This is a genomic window from Microcoleus sp. S1D4, from assembly GCF_036700765.1.
Lineage (GTDB): Bacteria > Cyanobacteriota > Cyanobacteriia > Cyanobacteriales > Microcoleaceae > Microcoleus.
Map to the genome: position 1 here is coordinate 35669 of NZ_JAUBPP010000012.1, position 21420 is coordinate 57088.

The window sequence follows — 21420 nt, forward strand, 5'->3', positions numbered from 1 at the left end:
ACTGGAAAACTTTTTCAGGCTTGACAGTATTTTCCCTAAGTCTAGTAAACTAGAGTTTAGATACAGGTAAAATAACCGCTAGCACCAATGGGCGAGAATCCAAAACGACTGGCTAGAAAACAATAATATCTCGTGGGTAGCGAACACCACAAAAACATAGCTAGGGTAGCCACCGCGCACCCATATAAGAAAAGTCAAAAACTTAGTAGTTAGATGTACAAGGGCATACGGAAACTTGGGAAGTGATTCCTTAACGCTTGGGGAGACAAGCCCTCTGGGGCTATTCAAATTAGACTCACAACTTCGTTCAATCGGACAGGTTTTTGGTTGAAATATTGCCGAAAGGATGGATAGTTTAAAGGTGTGTCAGTGAACCAAGAATCCCCGCGCGTTCACGCGCCCGGAGTGTCAAGATAAAGTAGTATGAAAAAGCAAAGTTCTGCATCGCCCTCGCCCCCTCCCACATTACAGTGCTTGATTCTTACCAGAACTGAGGCGAAAATCGAGCGGTAAAATTTGATGCAGCAATTAGTGCTAATGATTCAGTGTGGTGTCTGCAAATAGCTTGAGTTTATGGAGAAGTTTGGAGGAGTTAGCAAAAGTAGAACTCATAAATCCCTCTTAGGGATGGAGGTTAGGCGATCGAAAAAAATGCCGGTTTGGGCTTTCTTATCTCTGGTGACAAACGCGCTACTAATAGCCGCGATCGCTCAAATGCTCGCCAGGGGACACAACATTACAGAAAGCTCTACGGAGAGTGCTGCAGTTGCAGGAGGCACTGAGGAACTAATTAGCTCTGTGACGGCGACAAACTCTGCAAAGACATTGCTAGACGTACCCGTTCCCGGACAGCGACACAAATGGACTTACCAGGAGTGGGTGATGCAGTTGGGCCGGGAAGCTGAGGCGGTGGCGGCGAATCGACCCCCAAAACTCAGTGTTTTGGCTGGGGATTCTTTGAGTATGTGGTTTCCAGCAAAGATGTTGCCGCCCGATCGCATTTGGCTCAATCAAGGGATTTCGGGGGAGACTTCCGTGGGTTTGCTCAAGCGCTTGCAGTTGTTAGATCGCACGGCACCCGATACGGTGTTTGTCATGATCGGGATTAACGATTTGCTGCGGGGCGCCACCGACGAAGGGATTTTGGACAATCAGCGACAGATTATTCGCGATTTGCGGTGGGCTCACCCGAAAGCACAAGTGGTGGTGCAGTCGATTTTGCCGCACAGCGGGGAACAAGCAACTTGGGAAAATCGCGATCGGCTGCTGGCGATTCCTAACAGTCGGATTCGCTCCATCAATCGGCGGCTCAAAGAAATTGCTAGTTCTGAAAATGTTTTGTATCTCGATTTGCAGCCACTGTTTGCGGATGCTGACGGCAATTTACCAATCGAACTAAGTACAGACGGCTTGCACCTTAACGATCGGGGTTATCTGGTTTGGCGATCGGGCCTGCAAATGTTTGCTCAGATGCAGTTAAAAAATTAGTCAATAGTCAATAGTCAGTAGTCAATAGTCATTTTAGCCTGAGCGAAGCCGAAGGCTAGTCATTAGTGCTGCCCCTCCGAGCTAACGTTATTAGTTAGGGCTTGCTGAAAAAGTCCACAAATCGAATCTAGGTGCCAAACAGCTTGAAAAATGGGAGATTCGGAGATGGGTTCCCAAATTTACTCCACAATTTTCCACCGAAATCCAAGGATTTTGAGCCGACAAACGTCATAACGAGAGCACTTTTTTGTGTTTAAAATCTTGCAACCATTGGTAGTCATAACTTCTAGTTCTATTCAGCAAGCCCTAGTCATCACTCGTAGTCGTCACTCGTAGTCGTCACTCGTAGTCAGCAGTGAGAAAGATGAGGATCAATTCATATTCTCCCGAAGTCTTCCCCTCTTTACCCGATCGCGATTTGTTCTGAGCTTCGCCGAAGGAAGGCTTTATAGCTTTCTTCCCCTGTCGCGTTTTCGCTTCCACGGGTTATGTCAAATACCGGGAAATATATTTAAGAAATCCAATTTTTGAAATATCTAGTATACCTTGATACAGAATAATAGTTTCTACAAATGGTGCAATCCAAAAGGCATAGGCTATTAGATTGATAGTTGACCAATTTAGATCGATCCAGTTGTGTGAAGTCGGGCGGTTGAGGACTAGGGAATTATCTATTGAAGATTGGTTCCGCTCAAACAGGGACTTAAAACCAAATAACTATTGCATCTAAAATCCTCGCATCTAAAATCGGCTCCGTCTTCCCTAAAAAATGCTGAGTATTAGAAGGTAAAAATAACGTGTTCAAAAGAAGTTTCACGATCGGCATCCTCGCACTGTGGCTGTTAAGCGGGCCGCTGATGGACAATGCCTTAGCTCAAGATGCTCCTGCTGCGGTTCCTGCGGCGGCTGCGGTGGTGGCGAATCCGATCGACACCGGCGATACGGCATGGATGTTAGTGTCATCAGCACTGGTGTTGTTAATGACACCAGGACTAGCATTTTTCTACGGAGGACTGGTGCGATCGCGCAACGTCCTCAATACCATGATGATGAGCTTAGTCATGATGGGACTGATCGGAGTCACATGGACGCTGTGGGGCTACAGTTTGGCCTTTGACGTTTCCACTCCAGCCTCCCAAGGCTTTGCTAAAGGGATCGAAAGCTTCATTGGCGGCCTGGACTGGATGTTCTTAAACAACGTCGTCGCAGACAAACCAGATCCGATCGGCTACGCACCTACAATACCCCACCAAGTATTCATGGTTTACCAGATGATGTTCGCCATCATCACTCCCGCCTTGATTTCCGGGGCGATCGTCGAACGGGTAACATTCAAAACCTACTTCTGGTTCGTGCTGCTGTGGTCAACCTTCATCTACTCACCTTTAGCCCACTGGGTTTGGGGTAGAGGGTGGCTGGGAGCGATCGGAGCTCTAGACTTTGCCGGCGGTACAGTCGTCCACATCAGTTCCGGCGTATCAGCCGTAGTCGCAGCTTGGGTAATCGGGCCCCGCAAAGACCACTTGAACAAGCCCCACACCCCCCACAACGTACCCTACGTCTTGCTAGGAATTGGACTGCTGTGGTTCGGCTGGTTTGGCTTCAACGGCGGTAGCGCTTTGGCATCCGGTTCCTTAGCCACAGTAGCTTTTGTCACCACAATGATTGCTACCGCAGGCGGCGGCTTAACTTGGACAATCATCGAATGGGTGTTCAGAGGCAAACCTACAGCAGTCGGAATTGCTAGCGGTTTCCTAGCGGGATTGGTAGGAATCACACCCGCGGCTGGATTCGTGCTGCCAGTGGGGGCGCTTTTGATCGGATCGATCACTTCGGTTTGTTGCTTCTTTGCCGTTAGCTGGCGAGCTAAGCTGGGATTTGACGACACTTTAGATACCTACCCGATTCACGGCCTCGGCGGGACTGTAGGAGCGTTGCTGACTGGCGTATTTGCGACTAAAGCGGTTAACGCTGCCGGAAATGACGGGCTGTTTGCTGGAAATCCGGGGCAAGTCGTGACCCAGTTTATAGGTGTTCTCGCTACTTACGTGTTTGCGGCTGTCGGCACTTTTGTGATTTTGAAAATTTTGGGGCAGTTTATGGAACTGCGAGTATCCTCATCTGCTGAAGACAAGGGTTTGGATATTGACCTGCACGGTGAAGAAGCTTACGGTGAGGATTTTGCCGGCGGTTTCAGTTCCTTTGAATCTGGTTCTCCTTTTGCGCCGAAGAAGGTGGGAGGCTGATTTTTTAGGGTAAGTGCGATCGTGTAGAGATGCAGTTATCTGCGTTTCTACGCTTTTTTTTTACGAACCGCGAAGGCGCAAAGAGCGCGAAGGAAGAGGAGGAAGAAGGGTTAAGATGAGAGAATTATTCGTTTGATGCCTTCTTTGAGGATGGGAACGTTGAAGTTGATGAGAAGACCTAGGGTTTTTTTTGTCATTTTGAGATAGGAGATAACTTGGGCGTCGTTGATGGGGGCTAGCTTTTCGACAGCTTTTAGTTCGACAATTAGGATGTCGCCAACCAGAAAGTCTAGTTGACCTTCCCCGACTCGATGACCTTTGTAGTTGATTGCTACTGGCTTTTTAGGCTCACAAGGTATCCCCCGTATCCCAAATTCAACTTCTAAGGATTCCTGATACACTGATTCTAAAAATCCTGGGCCCAACAGCCGATGCACTTCAATGGCGGCCCCAATCGCTCTATAAGCCAATTGTTCCACCTGTTCGCCCAATTCTCTCATTCTTCTTTCTTCTTCCTTCGTGTCCTTCGCGTCTTCGCGGTTCCTTCCCTCTTCCCTCTCACTCTGTCGATCGCACAAATAGCATATCTCATCCCTCCCTACTGAAGCAAATAATCCCGATCGCGCCCAGGCCTTCTAAAATCAAAGGTAATTCACCTAGATTTGAACTCAATACCGCATGGATACTAAAGCTTTTAAACGATCGCTCCAACAGTCTGAAAACTACCACCGCAAGGGTTTCGGACACGAAGCTGAGGTAGCTGACGTGATGCAGACTGCTTATCAAAGCAGTCTGATCCAGCAAATTCGCGACAACAATTACAGGCTTGAGCGCGGTCGCGTCACCATCCGGCTGGCTGAGGCTTTTGGCTTTTGCTGGGGCGTGGAACGCGCTGTGGCTATTGCTTATGAGGCTCGCCAGCATTTCCCCACCCAACGGATTTGGATTACTAATGAGATTATTCACAATCCTTCTGTCAATCAGCATTTGCGCGATATGGAGGTTGGTTTTATTGCTGTTGAAAAGGGACAGAAAGATTTTTCGGTTGTCAGTAGCGGCGATGTGGTAATTTTACCGGCTTTTGGGGCTAGTGTTCAAGAAATGCAGTTGCTTAATGATAAAGGCTGCAAGATTGTTGATACTACTTGTCCTTGGGTTTCTAAGGTTTGGAATACTGTTGAGAAGCACAAGAAGAAAGATTATACTTCGATTATTCACGGTCAGTACAAGCACGAAGAAACTGTTGCTACCAGTTCTTTTGCTAATAAGTATTTGATTGTTTTGAACTGGGCAGAAGCTGAATATGTCAGCAATTATATCTTGCACGGGGGCGATCGTGCTGAGTTTTTGGCTAAGTTTAGCAAGGCTTATTCTGCTGGTTTTGACCCGGATTTAGATTTGGAGAGGGTAGGGGTTGCCAATCAAACTACTATGCTCAAAACTGAAACTGAGAATATTGGTAAGTTGTTTGAAAAGACGATGCTGCGAAAGTTTGGGCCGTCTAATCTTAATGAACATTTTCTGAGTTTTAATACTATCTGCGATGCAACTCAGGAACGGCAGGATGCTATGTTGAGTTTGGTCGAGGAAAAGTTGGATTTGATGCTGGTGATTGGCGGTTTTAATTCTTCTAATACTACTCACTTGCAGGAAATTGCGATCGACAAAACTCTTCCTTCTTATCACATTGATTCTGCCGAGCGCATTTTACCTGGAAATCGCATCGAACACAAGCCTTTAGGGGGAGATTTGATTGTCACCCAAAATTGGCTGCCTGATGGTAATATTGTGGTGGGCGTTACTTCTGGCGCTTCGACTCCAGATAAAGTAGTTGAGGATGCGATCGATCGCATTTTGACAATGAAAGCCGCTGTTATTGCCTAATTATCTGGTTCGGACACTGCACTCAAAATCATCATTTTCTCCGTGCAGTGCGATCGTCTACTTCCCAGACTATAATTTCGATACCAGCGGATTTGATGCCATACCATTTATCAAAAGTCGTGCAGCAGTAATCCTAGGGTGCGCCGTCATTAAAAATCCTTAAAAAAATCGACTTTTAGGGTAGCGACGCACCCTAGGATTACCCCTAAAAATTATCCGCGTAAATCTCCGTTTATTTGCGGTTCGCTTCCTACCAATTTCTTCCCTTTTAAACAATATTTTTTGAATAAAAGATTTAAAAATAGCCTTTTTTTTGAGTAAAAAGCTTGACAGACTTGAATTTATAAAGTATATTTTAAATAATGGAAGTGGTGGCAATTTTAAAATTAGACTTTCCACTTCTATTATTTAAAATATACCACAAAATTTAACTTAAATCAATAGATAAAAACTCCTTTTTTTGCGCGACGATTTTAGATTTACTTGCAGCGCCGTGAATCAAGCGAGTTGATTCGGAAGTTGAGCTGGCTGTTACCGATAGGGGAATTGGGATTGCTGCGAATTTTATGCCCTAGGTGTTTGAGTGTTTCCGGCAAGCCGATGCTACGATTACTCCCAATTATAGTGGTTTGGGGCTGGGGATATCAATTGTGCGACAGTTGGTGGAACTGCACGGCGATAGGGTTTGGGCCCAGAGTCCGGGACTGGATATCGGCTCGACTTTTGCTTTCCGCCTTCCTTGGATTCAGATAAATTCGATCGCCTGTGAGGAAGCACAGGTGTTTGCGGGCGCTGGTAATTTACGGGGAGTTAAGGTTTTGGTGGTTGATGACGAGGTTGATTCGCGGGAATTTATGAGGTTTGTCTTGGCAGATTCCGGGGGCTGTCAGGGCTGCATCCTCAGCAGCAGAGGCGTTGGAGACTGCTGCTGAGTTTGTGCCGGATGTTGTGGTGAGCGATATTGGAATGTCGGAGGAAGACGGCTATTGGCTGCTGAAAAAGCTGCGCTGTTTGGCTGGGGGAAAAGGAGGGAAATTACGGGCGATCGCCCTGACGGCTTATGCTAGGGAGGAAGACCGCGCGATGGCTTTGAAAGCTGGTTTCGATCGGCATCTGGCTAAACCGGTGCAACTCGATGTCTTGGTGGAGACGATTGTCAGTTTGAAGCTGCAAGCGATCGCCAATTAAAACAACCCAATTAATTATTAGTAATTATGTTGGTAGTGAGATGACCGTCCGCATTCGGAAGGACTAAAGTTCTCACTACGAACCTGTCATAAAGTTGGTTTGTAGTGAGGACGACCGTCCGCATTTGGAAAAAACTAAAGTCCTCACTACGAACCTGTCATAAAGTTGGTTTGTAGTGAGGATGACCGTCCGCATTTGGAAAGGACTAAAGCCCTCACTACGAACCTGTCATAAAATGGCGATCGACTGATTAATTTGTGTTAATATTCTAAAATATCCAAAAACCACGCGGTAATTAAGTGGACAAACTTCAGACAGACATAGAGGCAATTTGCTCTCAAATCGAAGCTTTGCGCCGGGAACGCCAGCAGCTCAGCATTGGCGCTGCTGTCCCCGCAGGTGATTCGCCTCAAGCCATCGCCGATGCTTACCGCCGTCACGCGAGGGAAACAGCAGAAGTCTCGGCAGAAGTCAAAGGGATAGATGACGCGATCGCAGCTTTGTCTGCTCAACTGAATCAAAAACAGCAGCAGTCCGTAAATTTGCAAAGAATCAGTCCGATGGAGCAGCAAGTTGAAGAGGGAAGAGAACTCGCTCGCGGACACGCAGAACGGATTAACCAACTGGCGGGGGAACTGGCTGCTGAAGTGAAAGAACTTAAAGCCATCGCCGACCAAATTAGTCCCAGTTACTGGCAGGTTTATTACAAACCTTTTATTACGGGTTTTAAAAGTATTTCTGTTCCCTACGTGCGATCGGACGGGGATGTTTGGACTATTGTCAATCGAGTAGTTTAGAGAGGCTGCGGGATCAGAAATCGGCAGCACTCAAAACATTTTTTTCTGTCCCTATTCCTCAATTTCAACCACGCAGCAGTTGCTTGATAGTTCCCACCAATTCTTGAGGGTGAAATGGTTTGGCAATGTAAGCGTCTGCTCCTTGTTTCATTCCCCAGTAGCGATCGAACTCTTCGCTTTTGCTCGAACACATTACCACAGGCAAATTCTGAGTTTTGGGGTCGCTTTTGAGCCGGCGACAGACTTCGTAGCCGTTCATCCGGGGCATCACGATATCCAGAACAACTAAATCCGGGCGGTTGGCTTTGATTTGCTCTAGAGCTTCTACGCCATCACTAGCTACTGTGACGTTGAGTCCCCTACCTTTGAGCAAGTCGGCGATCATCTCCCGCAGAGTGACGCTATCATCAACAACCATAACTGTACTCATAGAAAAATCCCTACCAAGTTTCTGGGTTGAAACGTTCACATTAACGTTTGCATTAACGTTCGCCTTCAAAGGTGTCTGTTGCCGATCGAGATTGCGCTCTGCTAGATGTAGTTTACCCACGTTTGCTGATTTCCCAATCATTTTCTCAAGAATCATCGCGAAATCTCAAATATCCGCGCAATCTCGGTTGACACGCGAGGCTATGTCCGTTAGTCTATCATTTTCTTTCTCAAATAGTACCTTTGTGAAAAAATCAAGGTGCTGCTTGGTTGTGCGTTTCCCACCGAGGGACGGCGGCGCGCCGCCGCCACCAGGATCAAAATTTGTCTAATTTTGATTTTGTGTACCTAAAGTCGAGAGCTTTTGATCGTAGAGCGTCTCTATACCCACCGGGCGTTGTCGGTTGCTGTGATTTGAGTCTTTGCAGCCGTTAGCCACCACTCCCAAGACAGAAGCTCCAGAAAATTTTAATTCTTCTAAAACTTTGCTAACTTGCGATCGGTCTGTTTTGGCCATTTGCACGACCATAATCGTAGCGTCGGTGTGAGCCGCGATCAAGTGGGCGTCTGCTAAGCCTGATAGTGGCGGGCTGTCATAAATCACTAAGTCAAAAAATGCTTGAAATTGCTCCATCAGATACTGCATTTTTTTGGAAGAAAGCAGCTTGATCGGATCGGAGGGAATTTGACCTGCTGTGAGGACGAACAAATTTTCTTGGTTGGGCGCTCGCACAATCGCGTCGTTGAGGCTGATATCTGTGGAGATGGCATCGCCGAGGCCGCGCAGGTTGGGCAGTCCTAGCCTAGCGTGCATTTGCGGGCAGCGCAAATCTGCATCTACTAACAATACTCGCTGTCCGACGGCTGCTGCTATAGCGGCTAGGTGCAAAGCTACTGTAGATTTGCCGTCTCCGGCTGCTGCTGAGGCGACTAAGAGCGATCGAAATGTCCTACCTGCACTGAGCAAGTGAATGTTCGTGTAGAGCGATCGAAATGCTTCTAAAAATTGATAGTCGAATTCGCTAAAAATGCTTTTGGCTCCCAGCATCGCAGCAGTCGGTGTGACTTCGACAGGTTGAACAACTTCGACTTTTGACTTCGAGTGCGATCGAGCCGATGTGAGTTTCCTAGGTCTGGCAGTTTGTCGCCGCTTAACTTTTTTGGTAAACGGAATCACCCCTAGCACTGGCAATCTTGTGGCTGTTCTCAGCGATTCTGGAGTGTGGAAAACATTATTTAGCACCTCTACTAGCAACCCTACTGCTATGCCCAGCAGACTGCTTAAAATTACCGCCAGCGCTAACTGTTTTTTGGTTTGTTTGACGGTAGCCGTGACAAACTTGCCAAATTTGTCTAGCGGAATTTCTGGAGGATTGATCAGTACCCAAGGTATTTGCTGCTGAGCTGCATCAATCCGCAAAGCTTCTCGTTTTGCCAAAAAGTCTGAAAAACTCTTAGTAACTACTTGCAGTTCCTGCTGTAAATTGTCGTATTGCCGCGTTGTCACTGAAAAATTTCTAATTTTTTGGTTAAGAGCATTTTGCAAAGCAGTCATTTCGCGATCGCGCGCTTCAAATGCTTTGATTTGGGTCTCTAAATTTCCCATCACCACTTGTCTTGCTTGTTGATTCGCGGTTAAAATCAGTTGTTCCCGACTTTTGCGTAGTGCTAAAACTGGCAAACTGTCTTCTCTGTACTGAGCTAATTTGTATGACAAATCTGAGTCAACCTTCTGAATTTGACCTAACAGTCCAGCGTAAGCTTGTCCTTGGGTCACCAGCAACCCCTGGGGATTATTTTCTTTAAGTAATTGTTCGTAGCTTTGGTAAAGGTTACGCAGCCCTTTTAGTTCTACTCGGAGTCCTACTTGTTGGCCCCTAATGCTTTGAACTTGTTCTGACAGAGATCTTCCCTCTAGTTGGGGGTCAAACAAGTTACTTTGCTGCCTCAGTCTTTGGACTTGCAGTTGCAGAACTTCCACTCTTTCTCGGAGCTTTGGCATCTCCATATCTATAAATTTAATGCCTTGATTGATACCCGTCAGACGCTGCTGCAAGCTATATTCTAGATAAGCTTTAGAAATTTTATCCAAGACGGCATAAATTTTCTTTGGCTCTGAATCTTTATAGCGAATTCTTAAAATCTTTGTACCTTGCTGTTTGCCATCTTTCGTGTAGCTTACACGGTCTATCGACATTTTTAATGTCAATTCGGTGTAGGTCATTTTGGGATACCAAGTTCGCAACTCCTTCACCACTGGCTCCATCATTTTGGGACTGCGTAAAATCCTAATTTGGGTTTCGTAGTCTAATAAGCTAATTCCTTCTATATTAATTCTTGCTAAGTCTGCACCGAGAGTATTGTTTAATTGTTTGGATTGTAAACCTTCAACTGTGGCTGGTTCTACTAAGAGGGAAAAAGAACCTTCATAGTCTATCTTTGTGATTTTAGAAGTGACAACGATTGCTATTCCTGCGATGGTACTCAAAGCAATGGTGGCTGCCGCCATCACCAGGAAGCGGCGGCGCAGGACTCCTCCAAGCCAGGACAAGTCTAGCTTTTCTTCCTCTGTTTCCTGAACGAAGGTATCTCTGTAGTTTTGATCCGAAAAGTCAGGCAGTTTGCCATTAGATTTGGGCGTGAAGGGTTGATAATCTTGTCTGTTATCCATATTCAGCCTGGGTATTTTTGAGGTTGATATTTTTGAGGTTGATATTTTTGAAGCTGCCAGGTCGCGGCTGGGTAATCTTATTGTTTAGTTTATTCTAGCCTTTGCCAGGAATTATCCCCCTCACCCGCCGGCCGCATTCTTACCTGAATAAAAATCGGAGAACGTTTATAAAATTTAACACCCCCGTAGCTGGCCCGACAGGCCCGATTACAGCGTTCATGCGATCGACAAAATTGACGAGACCCTTGCGAGATACGATAATCATGTCGTTGTTACGAAGTTGAGGATTGGTTTCTTCGTTAATTCCTTGAGTTAAATTGACTTCGATCGTCCGTTTAGTAGCTGTACCGTCCTGATTGAGGCGGACTAGCTCAACTTTATCCCTTCTAGCTCTGGTATTCTCGTAGCCAAAAAATCCTCTGGAAACTAAAGCTTGATTCAGTGTGGCATTAGCTGGGAGCCTCAAGGGATCGAGGGATGTTCTGAGTTCTCCTACTACAAAAACGTTAATGCCGGTGGGAGCAAAGTTAGTGCTCGCGAGTACGCCAGCTTCTGCAGGGTTGACGATCGTAGCTTTGGGCACGATGATCGTGTCTCCCTCCTGGAGGATTGTATCTTGGGTGCCGTCGCCGGACTCTAGGAACTGCCACAGGTTGACTGGGATAATTTGTTCGCCTCTTCTGGTGACGCGCCGCACTTGGATTTGTCGGATGTCGGCATCGGAGGTGATGCCCCCAGCTAGCTGAATCGCCCGGATGACGGTGGGAAAACCTTCGCGGCTGAGGTCGTTTGTGGTGTTGCCACCGATGACGACGTAAGCCCCCGGCCTGGTGACTTGACCAACGATGGAGATCGATCGAGGTTTTTCTGGCGGCGGCGAAAAGTTGGCGATCGCAAATTGACGAGCTTCTGCTTGGTTGAAGTTGGCGACTGTGGGAATCACGATTGTGTCTCTGTCTTGCAAAATGATGTCTTGAGAGATGTCTCCTTCTTGCAAAAATTTCCACAGGTTGACGTTGAGCACTTGATCGGGGCCGTCTCGTTGGGGACGGCGGACGCGGATGTTGCGGATGTCGGCGACACCCGTAACGCCTTCTGCGAGTCTGATCGCTTGGGTGACGGTAGGGTACTGGACACTCGGCGAGGCTCCCGGGCCAGGAGTTAGGGTAATGGTGAAGTTTCCGGGCCGGGTGACTTCTCCGATGACACCGACGTTGAGGGGGCGGGCGGCGACGAGGCTGACTGTGACTATGGGATCTTTGAGGACGCGGCGGTAGGCGTTGCGGATGATGTTGGTGGCTTCTACTAAGGTGCGGCCGCGGATTGAGACCAAGCCGATCAGGGGCAGGTTGACTGAACCGTCGGAAAGAACTTCGTAGCCACGGCTGAGTTCGGGTACTTCGAGTATTTCTACTTGGATGCGATCGCCACCACCGAGTTTATAGCTTTCGGGGTTTCTCCTGATGGGCGCAACGGTCGGGGCTTGGTCAGCGCCTAGCGGGATGGGCACTTGTGCCGGGGTGCTTCTGGGGTCAGCGATGACTGTGGAAGCAAACAAGACCAAACCCACAACCGACGGGGCGATCTGTCTTGGAAAATGGGTGTTAACCATAGGGCACCTAATTTTATTCACTATGATTTATATAAGTTTAGCCTTTTTAGTGCTGGGCCAAAAGCTGATTATTTTAAGCGATCGCCCAAAAATCGGATGCTGTATTTTTGCTTGATGACTAATTTTTTTGTTAGCGTGGTTTCGGGTTGAGCGCTATATTTTAGATATAGATAACTTGACCTATTTTTTGATAAAGGAAAGCAATTATGACTGAACCCGTGTCTAAAGCTAATATGCTGAAAGGGCTGATCTTAGGAAGTTCTTCATTGACATTAATTTTGATTGCTATATTCGCGATCGTGACGTTGTTCTTGTTTCAATTAGCCAGCCGTAAAAAAATAGGTTTAGTTTTTGAAAAAACCTTTGCTATTTTTTATATTTTCATCTCTCCCTATTTGATACAAGTTCCCTTTAATTATTTGCATCTTATTAATTTGCAAGACACAAAAGGCGGTTATTTAAGTTTTATACCTTATTTTTTTTACCCGTGGGTATTATTTATTTTATTATCTAGGATTAAAATATTTTGTAGCAATTTTATCGATTATTTTTCCAAAGTATTGATTATGAATCCTTTTTTTCTATCTTATATATTAATGCCATCACTGTCTACATTGTGGTCTATATTTCCTGAACAAACACTAAGATCTGGTCTAGCTTTTTCAGCATTTACGGCTTTCGGATTTTACTTAGCAGCCCAATATAAATGGGAGGATCTATCTCATTTTTGGCGGTGGGGATACACGGCACTGGGTTTGGGAAGTTTTATAATTAAACCACCGGGAGCAGGCGACTTTGTAGGTCTGACGCAATCTAAAAATTCCCTCGGTGGAGTCCTAGCTTTATCTACGGCATTTTGGTATTTGCATTATTCTCAAGGAGCTAAAACTCGGAAAGAACGCTGGATTTCTTTGGCAATGATATTCTTTTCTTTTTACCTGGTGAGAGCTAATAAGTCGGGAGCTGCTCTAGTTATTACTATCATATTAATCATTGCTGTTTCCTCGCTAAGTTTTCTAAAAAAATTAAGTTTTCAGTGGGCATTTACTGCGATTATATGTTTCCTGGTGGTCAGCATAATTATGACGGTTTTTGTACTAGACAACCTAGAGGATATTGTGGTAGGTGGGTTAGGCAAGGACTTGACTCTAACTGGGCGAACCGAATTCTGGCCGCAGTTAATTGATGCGGCCAACCAGCGCCCCTGGTTTGGCTACGGATACGATGGCTTTTTTCAACAAGATAAGTTAGGCCCCGCTACTCCTGCTTATTTTATTTATACTACTAATGGATTTCAACCAAAAAATCCTCACAATGGTCCGATCGGGATATTGTTAGCCTTTGGTTGGCCTGGATTAATCTTAATGATGATTTCCCTGCTGCTAAATTTGGTTTATGCCATCCGGTATTTGAGTCGTAGCACGCTGGAAGAAGCGGGAATGCCTATTTGTTTTCTGGTTTATCTTATTATGAGCAACATCACAGAAGGTTATATTTTGGGAAGCGGAAATGCTTGGCTGAGTTATGTAATGTTGACAGTTCGACTTGCCCTAGATAATGCTAGTAACACTTCCAACAGTAGCAGCAACCCTCAAAGGCGTTCTGTAGCTCGCACTGTCCACTGAAGTAAGGTTCCTTGCGCGTATCGCAGATGTGCCAAGCTGTGCTATAATAGTATCATCTAACGAGTCTTATTCTGCAGGATAGCCCAGCCTTCCACAACCGCCTTTATATTTTATCAACACTTAAAATCTTCTGATGCTCGATAAGTTAACTGCGGTCAGTCAAAAGCTTGGGCCTGGTCTGCGCCAGGTACTAAGCAACATAGCTTGGCTATTCACAGACCAAATCTTGCAGATGGTTATGGGTCTGGTGGTTGGTCTTTGGGTAGCTCGGTATCTGGGGCCGGCTGAATTTGGCTTGCTCAACTACGCCGTTGCCTTTGTGTCTCTGTTTAGTGCGGTGGCCTCAATGGGGTTGGGCAGAATCGTCATCCGCGATATCGCTCGCAACCCTGAATGCAAAAATGAGACCCTAGGAACTTCCTTCGGACTGCAATTTATTGGTGGTCTGATTACTCTGGTGTTAACTGTCACCGTGATTTCCCTACTTAAGCCCAATGACAGCCTGACTCGCTGGCTAGTGGGAATCATCGCGGCAGGAACTATTTTTAATTCTTTTGAGGCCATAAATTTTTGGTTTCAGTCCCAAGTCCAGTCAAAATATACAGTGTTGGCGAAGAATTCGGTATCTTTTTTAGTCGCCGCTGTCAGAATTGGGTTGGTAACATTTAAGGCTCCGCTACTTGCCTTCGCCTGCATTCGATTGGTAGAGGTGGCAATGGTAGGAATGGCTTATGTATATTTTTATCAGCTTACTGGCAATAAAATTAAGCATTGGCAATTCAGTTGGGAGCGGAGCAAGGAATTGATCTTGGAGAGTTGGCCTATAATTTTGTCAGGAGTGGCAGTTTATGTGTACTCGAAAACCGATCAGATTATGCTCGGTTCTATGAATAAAAATGCTGAACTGGGGTATTATGCTGCGGCTGTTAAAATTTCAGAAATCTGCGATTTCTTGCCCATGATACTATCTAGCTCTATTTTTCCCAGATTAGCGAATTTGAGACATAATAATTATCAAGAATATCTAAATAAATTTCAAATTTACTCGGATATCATGATGTTTTTTTGGTTGGGAGTAGCAATCCCGATTTCATTGCTTTCTCCCTTAATAGTGCATCTGCTTTACGGTGATAACTACGCGAAATCAGCAGCAGTTTTGACACTCTATGTTTGGGCGCAATTTGGCAGTAACTTTGGGTTGGCGCGGAACACCTACTTTACCATAGAAGGTCAGTTGCGCTACAGTTTTTACTTGACTGTGGTTGGATCTCTTTTCAATGTGGGATTAAACTTGCTACTAATTCCTAAGTATGGAGCTTTTGGAGCAACTGTGGCTACTTTAATAACTTATTTTTACATGATTATATTAGTCAATTTCTTGATTAAGGAATTGCGGCCTTTTGGAAGATTTATCTGGCGCTCTCTCAACTTATACGAGGCAGCTCGTAGAATCAAAGGATTAATACAGTGATTGAAATTAAACCCAACATCCAACAGCGATCGAATTGCCCCTATTGCGGAACAGAACTTAATCCCAAAAGTCTTTTGTGGCAGGGAATTCATATTGTTATAGATTCTAAGTGTGGCGGATGCGGCAGCGAAATCATCGACGAGCTCAAAGTAGGTCATGGAGTCATAAACTCCCTGCAAGTCGATTTAAGGAAAGCAGCAGTTTTTGCGGAGAATGCTTTCGCAAAGGATTGGTTGGGGAAAGCGTTACTCAACTCACTCCAAAATCCTCGATCCGAAAAACTTGAGATTGCAAAAGAAATTTTTAAGCCCTGCAAGCGAGTAATCATTTTAAACTGTATCGATCATCTTTATGGTCACTCCCTGTTAAAGTTGCTAAATGCACCAAGGCACTTAGACGACAATCCTGAGTGTGGATTAGTGGTGATAGTGCCTAAGTTTTTAAGGTGGATGGTTCCGGATGGAGTTGCTGAAGTCTGGACAGTGCCTATTTCTTTACAAAATGGTCAAAATTACTATCCCAGCTTCGCTGAGTTTGTTGAGAAAGAAACTAAACGCTTTGAAGAAATTTACGTCAGTGAAGGTTATTCTCATCCAAGTCGGTTTGACATCACGCGGTTTAGTGGAGTACCCAAACACAACTTTGAGAAAGAGGAAATAAAAATTACTTTTATTTGGCGGGAAGATCGCCTGTTAGTTAACCGTTTGCTTTGCCGAGGTCTGAGAAAGCTGAATCAAGGAGAAATCGCACTGGCATTGCAAAATGTGAAAATTCACCAGTGCTTTGAGAAAATAAGGTTGCAAGTACCAGAAGCAAAATTTGCTGTGGCTGGTCTGGGCACAACAACTAAGTTCCCCGAATGGATTGAAGATTACAGGGTCGATAGTTTCAATGAAAAAAATGAAAAAGAAATATGCCGTGTTTATTCAGAAAGCCGCTTAGTAATTGGTCTTCATGGCTCTAATATGCTACTGCCTTCTGGTCATGCTGGCATGACAATTGATTTGATAGATGAGCGGTGGGGGAACTTTGCCCAAGATGTTCTATACCAAGAAAGCAATCCCAGGATGGCTGCTTATCGCTATAGATTTTTGCCATATCAGACTAAAAATGATACACTGGCATTCATAGCGGCTGTGATGGTTCTGAAGTGGTCTAAGTTTCAATCTCAAATGATGGTTGATGTTGTTAATTGAAATTGTGAAGAAAAACTGACCTATAACCATCAAATAGACTGTGGCATGGGTCAGGTTGAAGTGGCAAGTCTGATTCAGTCACTCAACAATATCGCCATAACACTTGAATCCCGACTGTCGGGAGTATGGTTAAATCTTGTAAATTTAACATCCAAATACCACCGGGAACTCAAGTTTGAAGTTATCATTATATAAAATTTATGGAAAAATCCAATGAAAAACAGAGGTTCTGTGTATATACTCACTGGAATGTGCTGCGATCGAGAAGGTGAAGAGAGTATTTATCCTCAAGGATTAAATATCAAATCTTCATCAGGCCAGTTCCAATCAATTTACTGGCAGTGCGTTGTAGTATTTTTTGCTACGAGTGTGAGAAATAATCCTAGTGCCAATCATATCTTGTGTACCAATGCAGAAAAATTACCCAATCTAGGCAACTTCAACATGGAAGAATTTTTTGCCAACATCGGTGTGAAGGTGGCTCATTTACCTTTCACCTATAAGCATCCGCTAGAATACTTCCACGCTTTCAGAAGTACATATTTCAAATTCAATATTGTTAAATACCTCAAAAACAACTCGGACTCGAACGATATATGTATGTCGCTAGATTCTGATTGCGTGTGGGTTAATTCGGTAGATAGAATGATAGAAGCAATCAAAAAAAATGGGATAGCTACTTACGAGCGCTTTTACCCAGAAGATCAAGCGATTAATGGTTTGACTAGAGCAGAAATGCAAAAAATTTACTCTGAACTAGGGTACAATAGTGAGCAGGCTCCTCCTTATTTTGGAGCGGAATTTATTGGAGGAACAGGAGAGAATATTAAAAAATTATCTGAAGAAATTGACTTGATTTGGAATATTTCTTTAGAAAGGTTTGCACAAGGCAAATCAAAATTTAATACAGAGGAGCAGATGTTAACCTATATTTATAACAAGCAAGGGTATGCACCGGGAACGGCAAACCCTTATCTTGAACGGATATGGACATCAGCGCAATTTTACACGGCAAGTAAATCAAATTTTCAGCTTGATGTTTGGCATCTGCCCGCAGAAAAAACTAGGGGAATTAAGAGACTTTTCCTACAAGTATCTAATCCCAAATCCTTGTTTTGGACTTTGCCAGTGGGAGAGGAGTTTATGAAATATGCGGCCGGATATCTAGGGATACCAAAACCTAATATTTCTAAAATAATTGTTGATACTTTAGAAGAGAAAAAATTCGGCATAAAAAGGAGACTATCTCAGGTTAAAAATATCATAAAGCGATGATATTTTACCCAAAAAAAATTGTGGTTTCCAATATATATATCGTTCAAAGATCAAGTTTTCCAAACTTGATGATGAAGAAGACCTAAGTAATCATTAAAGACATAAGAGTAGGAAAATAAATGTATGACTGGCAAGTAAAAACCCCAATTGTCTTGATTATCTTTAAACGCCCTCAAGAAACACAAACGGTTTTTGAGGCAATTCGTCAGGCAAAACCCCCGAAATTGCTAGTAGTTGCTGACGGCCCGCGTCCAGATAGGCCTGGAGAAGATCGAGAATGTGCTGCCGCTAGAGCTATTATTGACCAAGTAGATTGGGACTGCGAAGTTTTGAAGAATTACGCAGACGTAAATCTCGGTTGTCGGCTGCGAGTTTCTAGCGGTATGAATTGGGTGTTTGATACGGTTGAAGAGGCAATTATTCTTGAGGATGACTGTCTCCCTCATCCTACATTTTTCCGCTTCGCTGAAGAATTGCTCGATCGCTACCGAGACGACCAGCGAATTCTGTCAATCTCTGGTCAAAATGTTCAGTTTGGGCGGAGAAGAACTGATTATAGTTACTACTTTTCTCGCTACAATCACTGCTGGACCTGGGCGAGTTGGAGGCGAGCTTGGCAGCACTATGATTTAGATATGAAGCTGTGGCCCGAAATTCGTGATGGGAATTTTTTGATGGATGTACTGGGAAACACTAATTCTGTCAAAGTCTGGACAAATATTTTTCAGCTTTGTTATGAAGGGAAATTACAGAGTTGGGCTTATCAGTGGACATTTGCTAGCTTTATTCAAAATGGTACGAATATTCTTGCCAATGTCAATTTAGTTTCTAATATCGGACATGGTGTAGAGGGAACTAATACGGAGGATGTGAACAGTCCTTACAGTAATATGCCTGTAGAAGCTATAACATTTCCAATGAAACACCCGCCCTTTGCAATTCGGGATAGACAAGCAGATAATTTTACTGAAAATACTTTATATGATTACGATCCGCCGTTGTTAAGGAAGGTGCAAAAAAAAGTCAGTAAACTTTTGAAACAAATCAGGTAAAATTAGCTATCAATCTAGAGGAGAGGCAGGGGAAATGAAGGTTGTACTTCTCAATAGTTCTGATACTGAAGGCGGTGCAGCCAGGGCAGCTTACAGGCTGCACCAAGGTTTGCAGGGGATTGGCGTGTCTTCGCAAATGCTGGTGAAAAATAAGAAAAGCGGCGATTCAAGTGTAATTTCGTCACAGAATAGTATTACAAATAAGTTGGACAAGATTATTTCAACTTTATATAACTCGCCATTGCGACTTTACCCTGAGAGAAGGCCTGTTATTTTTTCTACAGAATGGTTGCCAGATTCTCTAGATGTCCAAATTTCCCAAATTAAGCCTGATATTATTAATTTACACTGGGTTTGTGGGGGTTATTTACAAGTAGAGAGTATTCCGAGGTTTAATCAACCCTTAGTCTGGACGCTGCACGATATGTGGCCTTTTACAGGTGGATGTCACTACAGTGAAGATTGCGATCGCTACGCTCAATCTTGCGGTAGCTGTCCGCAACTTCACAGCAGCAAAGATTCGGATCTGTCGCGGTGGGTGTGGGAGCGGAAAGCTAAAGCTTGGAAAAATCTTAACCTAACTCTGGTTAGCCCTAGTGTTTGGTTGGCTAAATGCGCTAGTTCTAGTTCTTTGTTGAAAGATTATCGAGTTGAGGTAATTCCTTACGGCATCAATACTCAAAAGTACAAGCCGATAAACCGCGAGTGGGTGCGAGAAATTCTGAATTTACCTCAAGATAAACAAATTGTACTTTTTGGCTGTGCGAGCGGAACGGGCGATCGCTGGAAAGGATTTAATCTGCTAGTATCGGCTTTGCAAAGCCTCAGTAAATCGGGCTGGAGCGATCGTATAGAGTTGCTAGTTTTTGGCTCTTCAGAGCCGTCCAACCCGATTGAACTAGGTTTTAAGGCACATTACTTAGGTAAATTTGCTGATGATATTTCCTTAGCAATAGTTTATGCAGCAGCAGATGTCTTCGTCGCCCCTTCTATTTATGATAATTTGCCGAACACGGTGATGGAAGCCTCAGCCTGCGGTATCCCCAGCGTCGGATTCAAGATCGGGGGAATGCCAGATCTGATAGATCACTGCTCCAATGGATATTTAGCTAAACCTTATGAAACAGAGGATTTAGCGCGAGGGATTGCTTGGGTGCTAGAAGATTCAGAGCGACACCAAAAGCTTTGTCGCAATGCACGAGAGAAAGTTGAAGCAAAGTTTACCTTAGAAGTGCAAGCTCGCGAGTACCAAAAACTGTATGAAGAAGTTTTATATACTGCTAAGTAAGTGAAACTAATTAAACGCAGAACTTCTCTGGTATTGATTATGCCATTTTTGAGGTGTTTATTAGTATATTTTCGGAGAGGCGACGTGTTGATTTATACAATAATTTATTAGTAAATTATTGTCTGGGGAAATCTGGAAAAATCAAAAAATCAGCGATCGAGTAAATATCTTGATAGTTGCGACAGATTAAGTTAATAATTGGATAGCACTCGAAGTCGATCGGCATTGTCGATGGTCAGAGAGCAGTTTTCTACTAATTTTTCACCAATAGCCAAATCTTCAAATATAGATGGAGCAGATGAGTATAGCAGTCCTGATGACTTGCCATAACCGCAAGTTAAAGACTTTGGCCACTCTAGAGTCGCTCTTTAAGCAAATATTAACAAGTGAAGTTGCACTCAATACTTATCTGGTAGATGACGGCAGCACTGATGGCACAGCCGAAGCAGTACAGCAAACTTATCCTCAAGTCAAGATTTTTTCTGGAGATGGGAACCTATTTTGGAATGGGGGAATGCGCGGGGCTTTCAGCGAAGCAATGAAACACGATCCCGACTACTACCTGTGGTTAAATGATGACACTATTATTTATTCAAAAACAATAAGTGTTTTGCTAGAAACCGCTCAAAAATTATCAGAAAAAGGAGAAACCAAAGCAATCATTGGCGGTTCAACCTGCGATCCAGAAACTGGTCAAACAACATACGGCGGTGTGGTGCGAAATAACCCTTTGCACCCATTTCGATATGGGATCCTAGAACCAACAGAAGATCCTCAAATGTGCGATACTATGCACGGAAACTGCGTATTAATTCCCCGCAGTGTTGTGCAAATAGTCGGCAACCTCGATCCGGCTTTTGTCCATTATATTGGTGATTGGGATTATGGTTTACGAGCCAGACAGAAAGGATGTACAGTTTGGATTGCTCCGGGCTATTTAGGTACTTGTTCCCTCAACCCCCAAGTTACCAAAATGGCTGCTGAGAATTTAAGCGAAGGATTAGATAAAATGAGTAAACCGAAAGGTTTATCATTCAAAGATGCTACCCTGCAACCAGCTCAAGAGTGGAAAGTATTTGCTCAACGGCATGGTGGGTTGTTGTGGCCAATTTATTGGCTGCTACCTTATCGCAGGTTAGTTTTGCTCTCAGTGTTGAGTAAACTGGGATTGACTAAAAACAAAACTCAAGGTGAATAG

The 21420-nt window shown here is 44.4% G+C and carries 18 protein-coding genes; 13 read left to right on the forward strand and 5 right to left on the reverse strand.

The annotated features are described in order from the left end of the window. Nucleotides 1-573: 573 nt before the first annotated feature. A complete protein-coding gene (locus tag QT998_RS14360; protein WP_333088329.1) occupies nucleotides 574-1488 on the forward strand; it encodes an SGNH/GDSL hydrolase family protein in 915 nt (304 codons plus the stop codon). Nucleotides 1489-1827: 339 nt separating this feature from the next. Here the strand turns inward: QT998_RS14360 and QT998_RS14365 are convergent, their stop codons facing one another. After that, complete coding sequence (locus tag QT998_RS14365; RefSeq protein ID WP_333088326.1) at nucleotides 1828-1971, reverse strand: hypothetical protein; 144 nt, start codon at nucleotides 1969-1971, stop codon at nucleotides 1828-1830. A 314-nt stretch (nucleotides 1972-2285) separates the two neighbouring features. On the opposite strand from QT998_RS14365, the gene QT998_RS14370 reads away from it, so the two are divergent. After that, complete coding sequence (locus QT998_RS14370) at nucleotides 2286-3734, forward strand: ammonium transporter (RefSeq protein ID WP_333088323.1); 1449 nt, start codon at nucleotides 2286-2288, stop codon at nucleotides 3732-3734. A 110-nt stretch (nucleotides 3735-3844) separates the two neighbouring features. Here the strand turns inward: QT998_RS14370 and QT998_RS14375 are convergent, their stop codons facing one another. Continuing rightward, nucleotides 3845-4312: a GxxExxY protein gene (locus QT998_RS14375; RefSeq protein ID WP_333088321.1), complete on the reverse strand. Its 468-nt coding sequence runs from the start codon at nucleotides 4310-4312 to the stop codon at nucleotides 3845-3847. Nucleotides 4313-4412: 100 nt separating this feature from the next. Between QT998_RS14375 and QT998_RS14380 the strand changes: the two genes are divergently transcribed. From QT998_RS14380 to QT998_RS14395, 4 genes are all read left to right on the forward strand, one after another. After that, nucleotides 4413-5618, forward strand: a complete 1206-nt coding sequence (locus QT998_RS14380) for a 4-hydroxy-3-methylbut-2-enyl diphosphate reductase (RefSeq protein WP_333088318.1) — start codon at nucleotides 4413-4415, stop codon at nucleotides 5616-5618. A gap of 575 nt (nucleotides 5619-6193) precedes the next feature. Next, on the forward strand, nucleotides 6194-6550 hold the full coding sequence (locus QT998_RS14385) for an ATP-binding protein (protein WP_333088315.1): 357 nt from the start codon (nucleotides 6194-6196) through the stop codon (nucleotides 6548-6550). Then, nucleotides 6534-6806 carry a response regulator gene (locus QT998_RS14390; protein WP_333088312.1) on the forward strand — a complete coding sequence of 91 codons (273 nt, stop codon included), beginning with the start codon at nucleotides 6534-6536 and terminating at the stop codon, nucleotides 6804-6806. The genes QT998_RS14385 and QT998_RS14390 overlap by 17 nt, the downstream gene beginning before the upstream one ends. Nucleotides 6807-7105: 299 nt before the next feature. Continuing rightward, on the forward strand, nucleotides 7106-7603 hold the full coding sequence (locus QT998_RS14395; RefSeq protein WP_194009488.1) for a hypothetical protein: 498 nt from the start codon (nucleotides 7106-7108) through the stop codon (nucleotides 7601-7603). A gap of 64 nt (nucleotides 7604-7667) precedes the next feature. On the opposite strand, the gene QT998_RS14400 is transcribed toward QT998_RS14395, so the two are convergent. The 3 genes from QT998_RS14400 to QT998_RS14410 form a co-directional block, all read right to left on the reverse strand. Further along, a complete protein-coding gene (locus QT998_RS14400) occupies nucleotides 7668-8033 on the reverse strand; it encodes a response regulator transcription factor (RefSeq protein ID WP_039886668.1) in 366 nt (121 codons plus the stop codon). A 327-nt stretch (nucleotides 8034-8360) separates the two neighbouring features. Then, a complete protein-coding gene (locus QT998_RS14405; RefSeq protein ID WP_333088310.1) occupies nucleotides 8361-10703 on the reverse strand; it encodes a GumC family protein in 2343 nt (780 codons plus the stop codon). Between the two features lie 139 nt (nucleotides 10704-10842). After that, the gene (locus tag QT998_RS14410; RefSeq protein ID WP_333115118.1) at nucleotides 10843-12315 is read right to left on the reverse strand and encodes a polysaccharide biosynthesis/export family protein; all 1473 of its coding nucleotides are present in this window, start codon (nucleotides 12313-12315) and stop codon (nucleotides 10843-10845) included. Between the two features lie 218 nt (nucleotides 12316-12533). Between QT998_RS14410 and QT998_RS14415 the strand changes: the two genes are divergently transcribed. The 7 genes from QT998_RS14415 to QT998_RS14445 all read left to right on the forward strand — a co-directional run bounded on the left by QT998_RS14415 (nucleotide 12534) and on the right by QT998_RS14445 (nucleotide 21420). Beyond that, nucleotides 12534-13940 carry an O-antigen ligase family protein gene (locus QT998_RS14415; protein WP_333218062.1) on the forward strand — a complete coding sequence of 469 codons (1407 nt, stop codon included), beginning with the start codon at nucleotides 12534-12536 and terminating at the stop codon, nucleotides 13938-13940. A gap of 133 nt (nucleotides 13941-14073) precedes the next feature. After that, nucleotides 14074-15411, forward strand: coding sequence for a flippase (locus QT998_RS14420; protein WP_333115116.1), 1338 nt, complete (start codon nucleotides 14074-14076; stop codon nucleotides 15409-15411). Then, entirely contained in the window at nucleotides 15408-16607 is a 1200-nt protein-coding gene (locus tag QT998_RS14425; RefSeq protein ID WP_333115115.1) for a hypothetical protein, read from the forward strand. Before QT998_RS14420 ends, QT998_RS14425 begins: the two co-directional genes overlap by 4 nt. A gap of 213 nt (nucleotides 16608-16820) precedes the next feature. Next, nucleotides 16821-17882 (forward strand): hypothetical protein, encoded by a 1062-nt coding sequence (locus QT998_RS14430; protein ID WP_333115114.1) that lies wholly within the window; start codon nucleotides 16821-16823, stop codon nucleotides 17880-17882. A 119-nt stretch (nucleotides 17883-18001) separates the two neighbouring features. After that, nucleotides 18002-18934, forward strand: a complete 933-nt coding sequence (locus QT998_RS14435) for a glycosyltransferase family 2 protein (RefSeq protein ID WP_333115113.1) — start codon at nucleotides 18002-18004, stop codon at nucleotides 18932-18934. 34 nt (nucleotides 18935-18968) lie between these two features. Next, nucleotides 18969-20222: a glycosyltransferase family 4 protein gene (locus QT998_RS14440; RefSeq protein WP_333115112.1), complete on the forward strand. Its 1254-nt coding sequence runs from the start codon at nucleotides 18969-18971 to the stop codon at nucleotides 20220-20222. Nucleotides 20223-20511: 289 nt separating this feature from the next. Continuing rightward, entirely contained in the window at nucleotides 20512-21420 is a 909-nt protein-coding gene (locus tag QT998_RS14445; RefSeq protein WP_333115111.1) for a glycosyltransferase family 2 protein, read from the forward strand.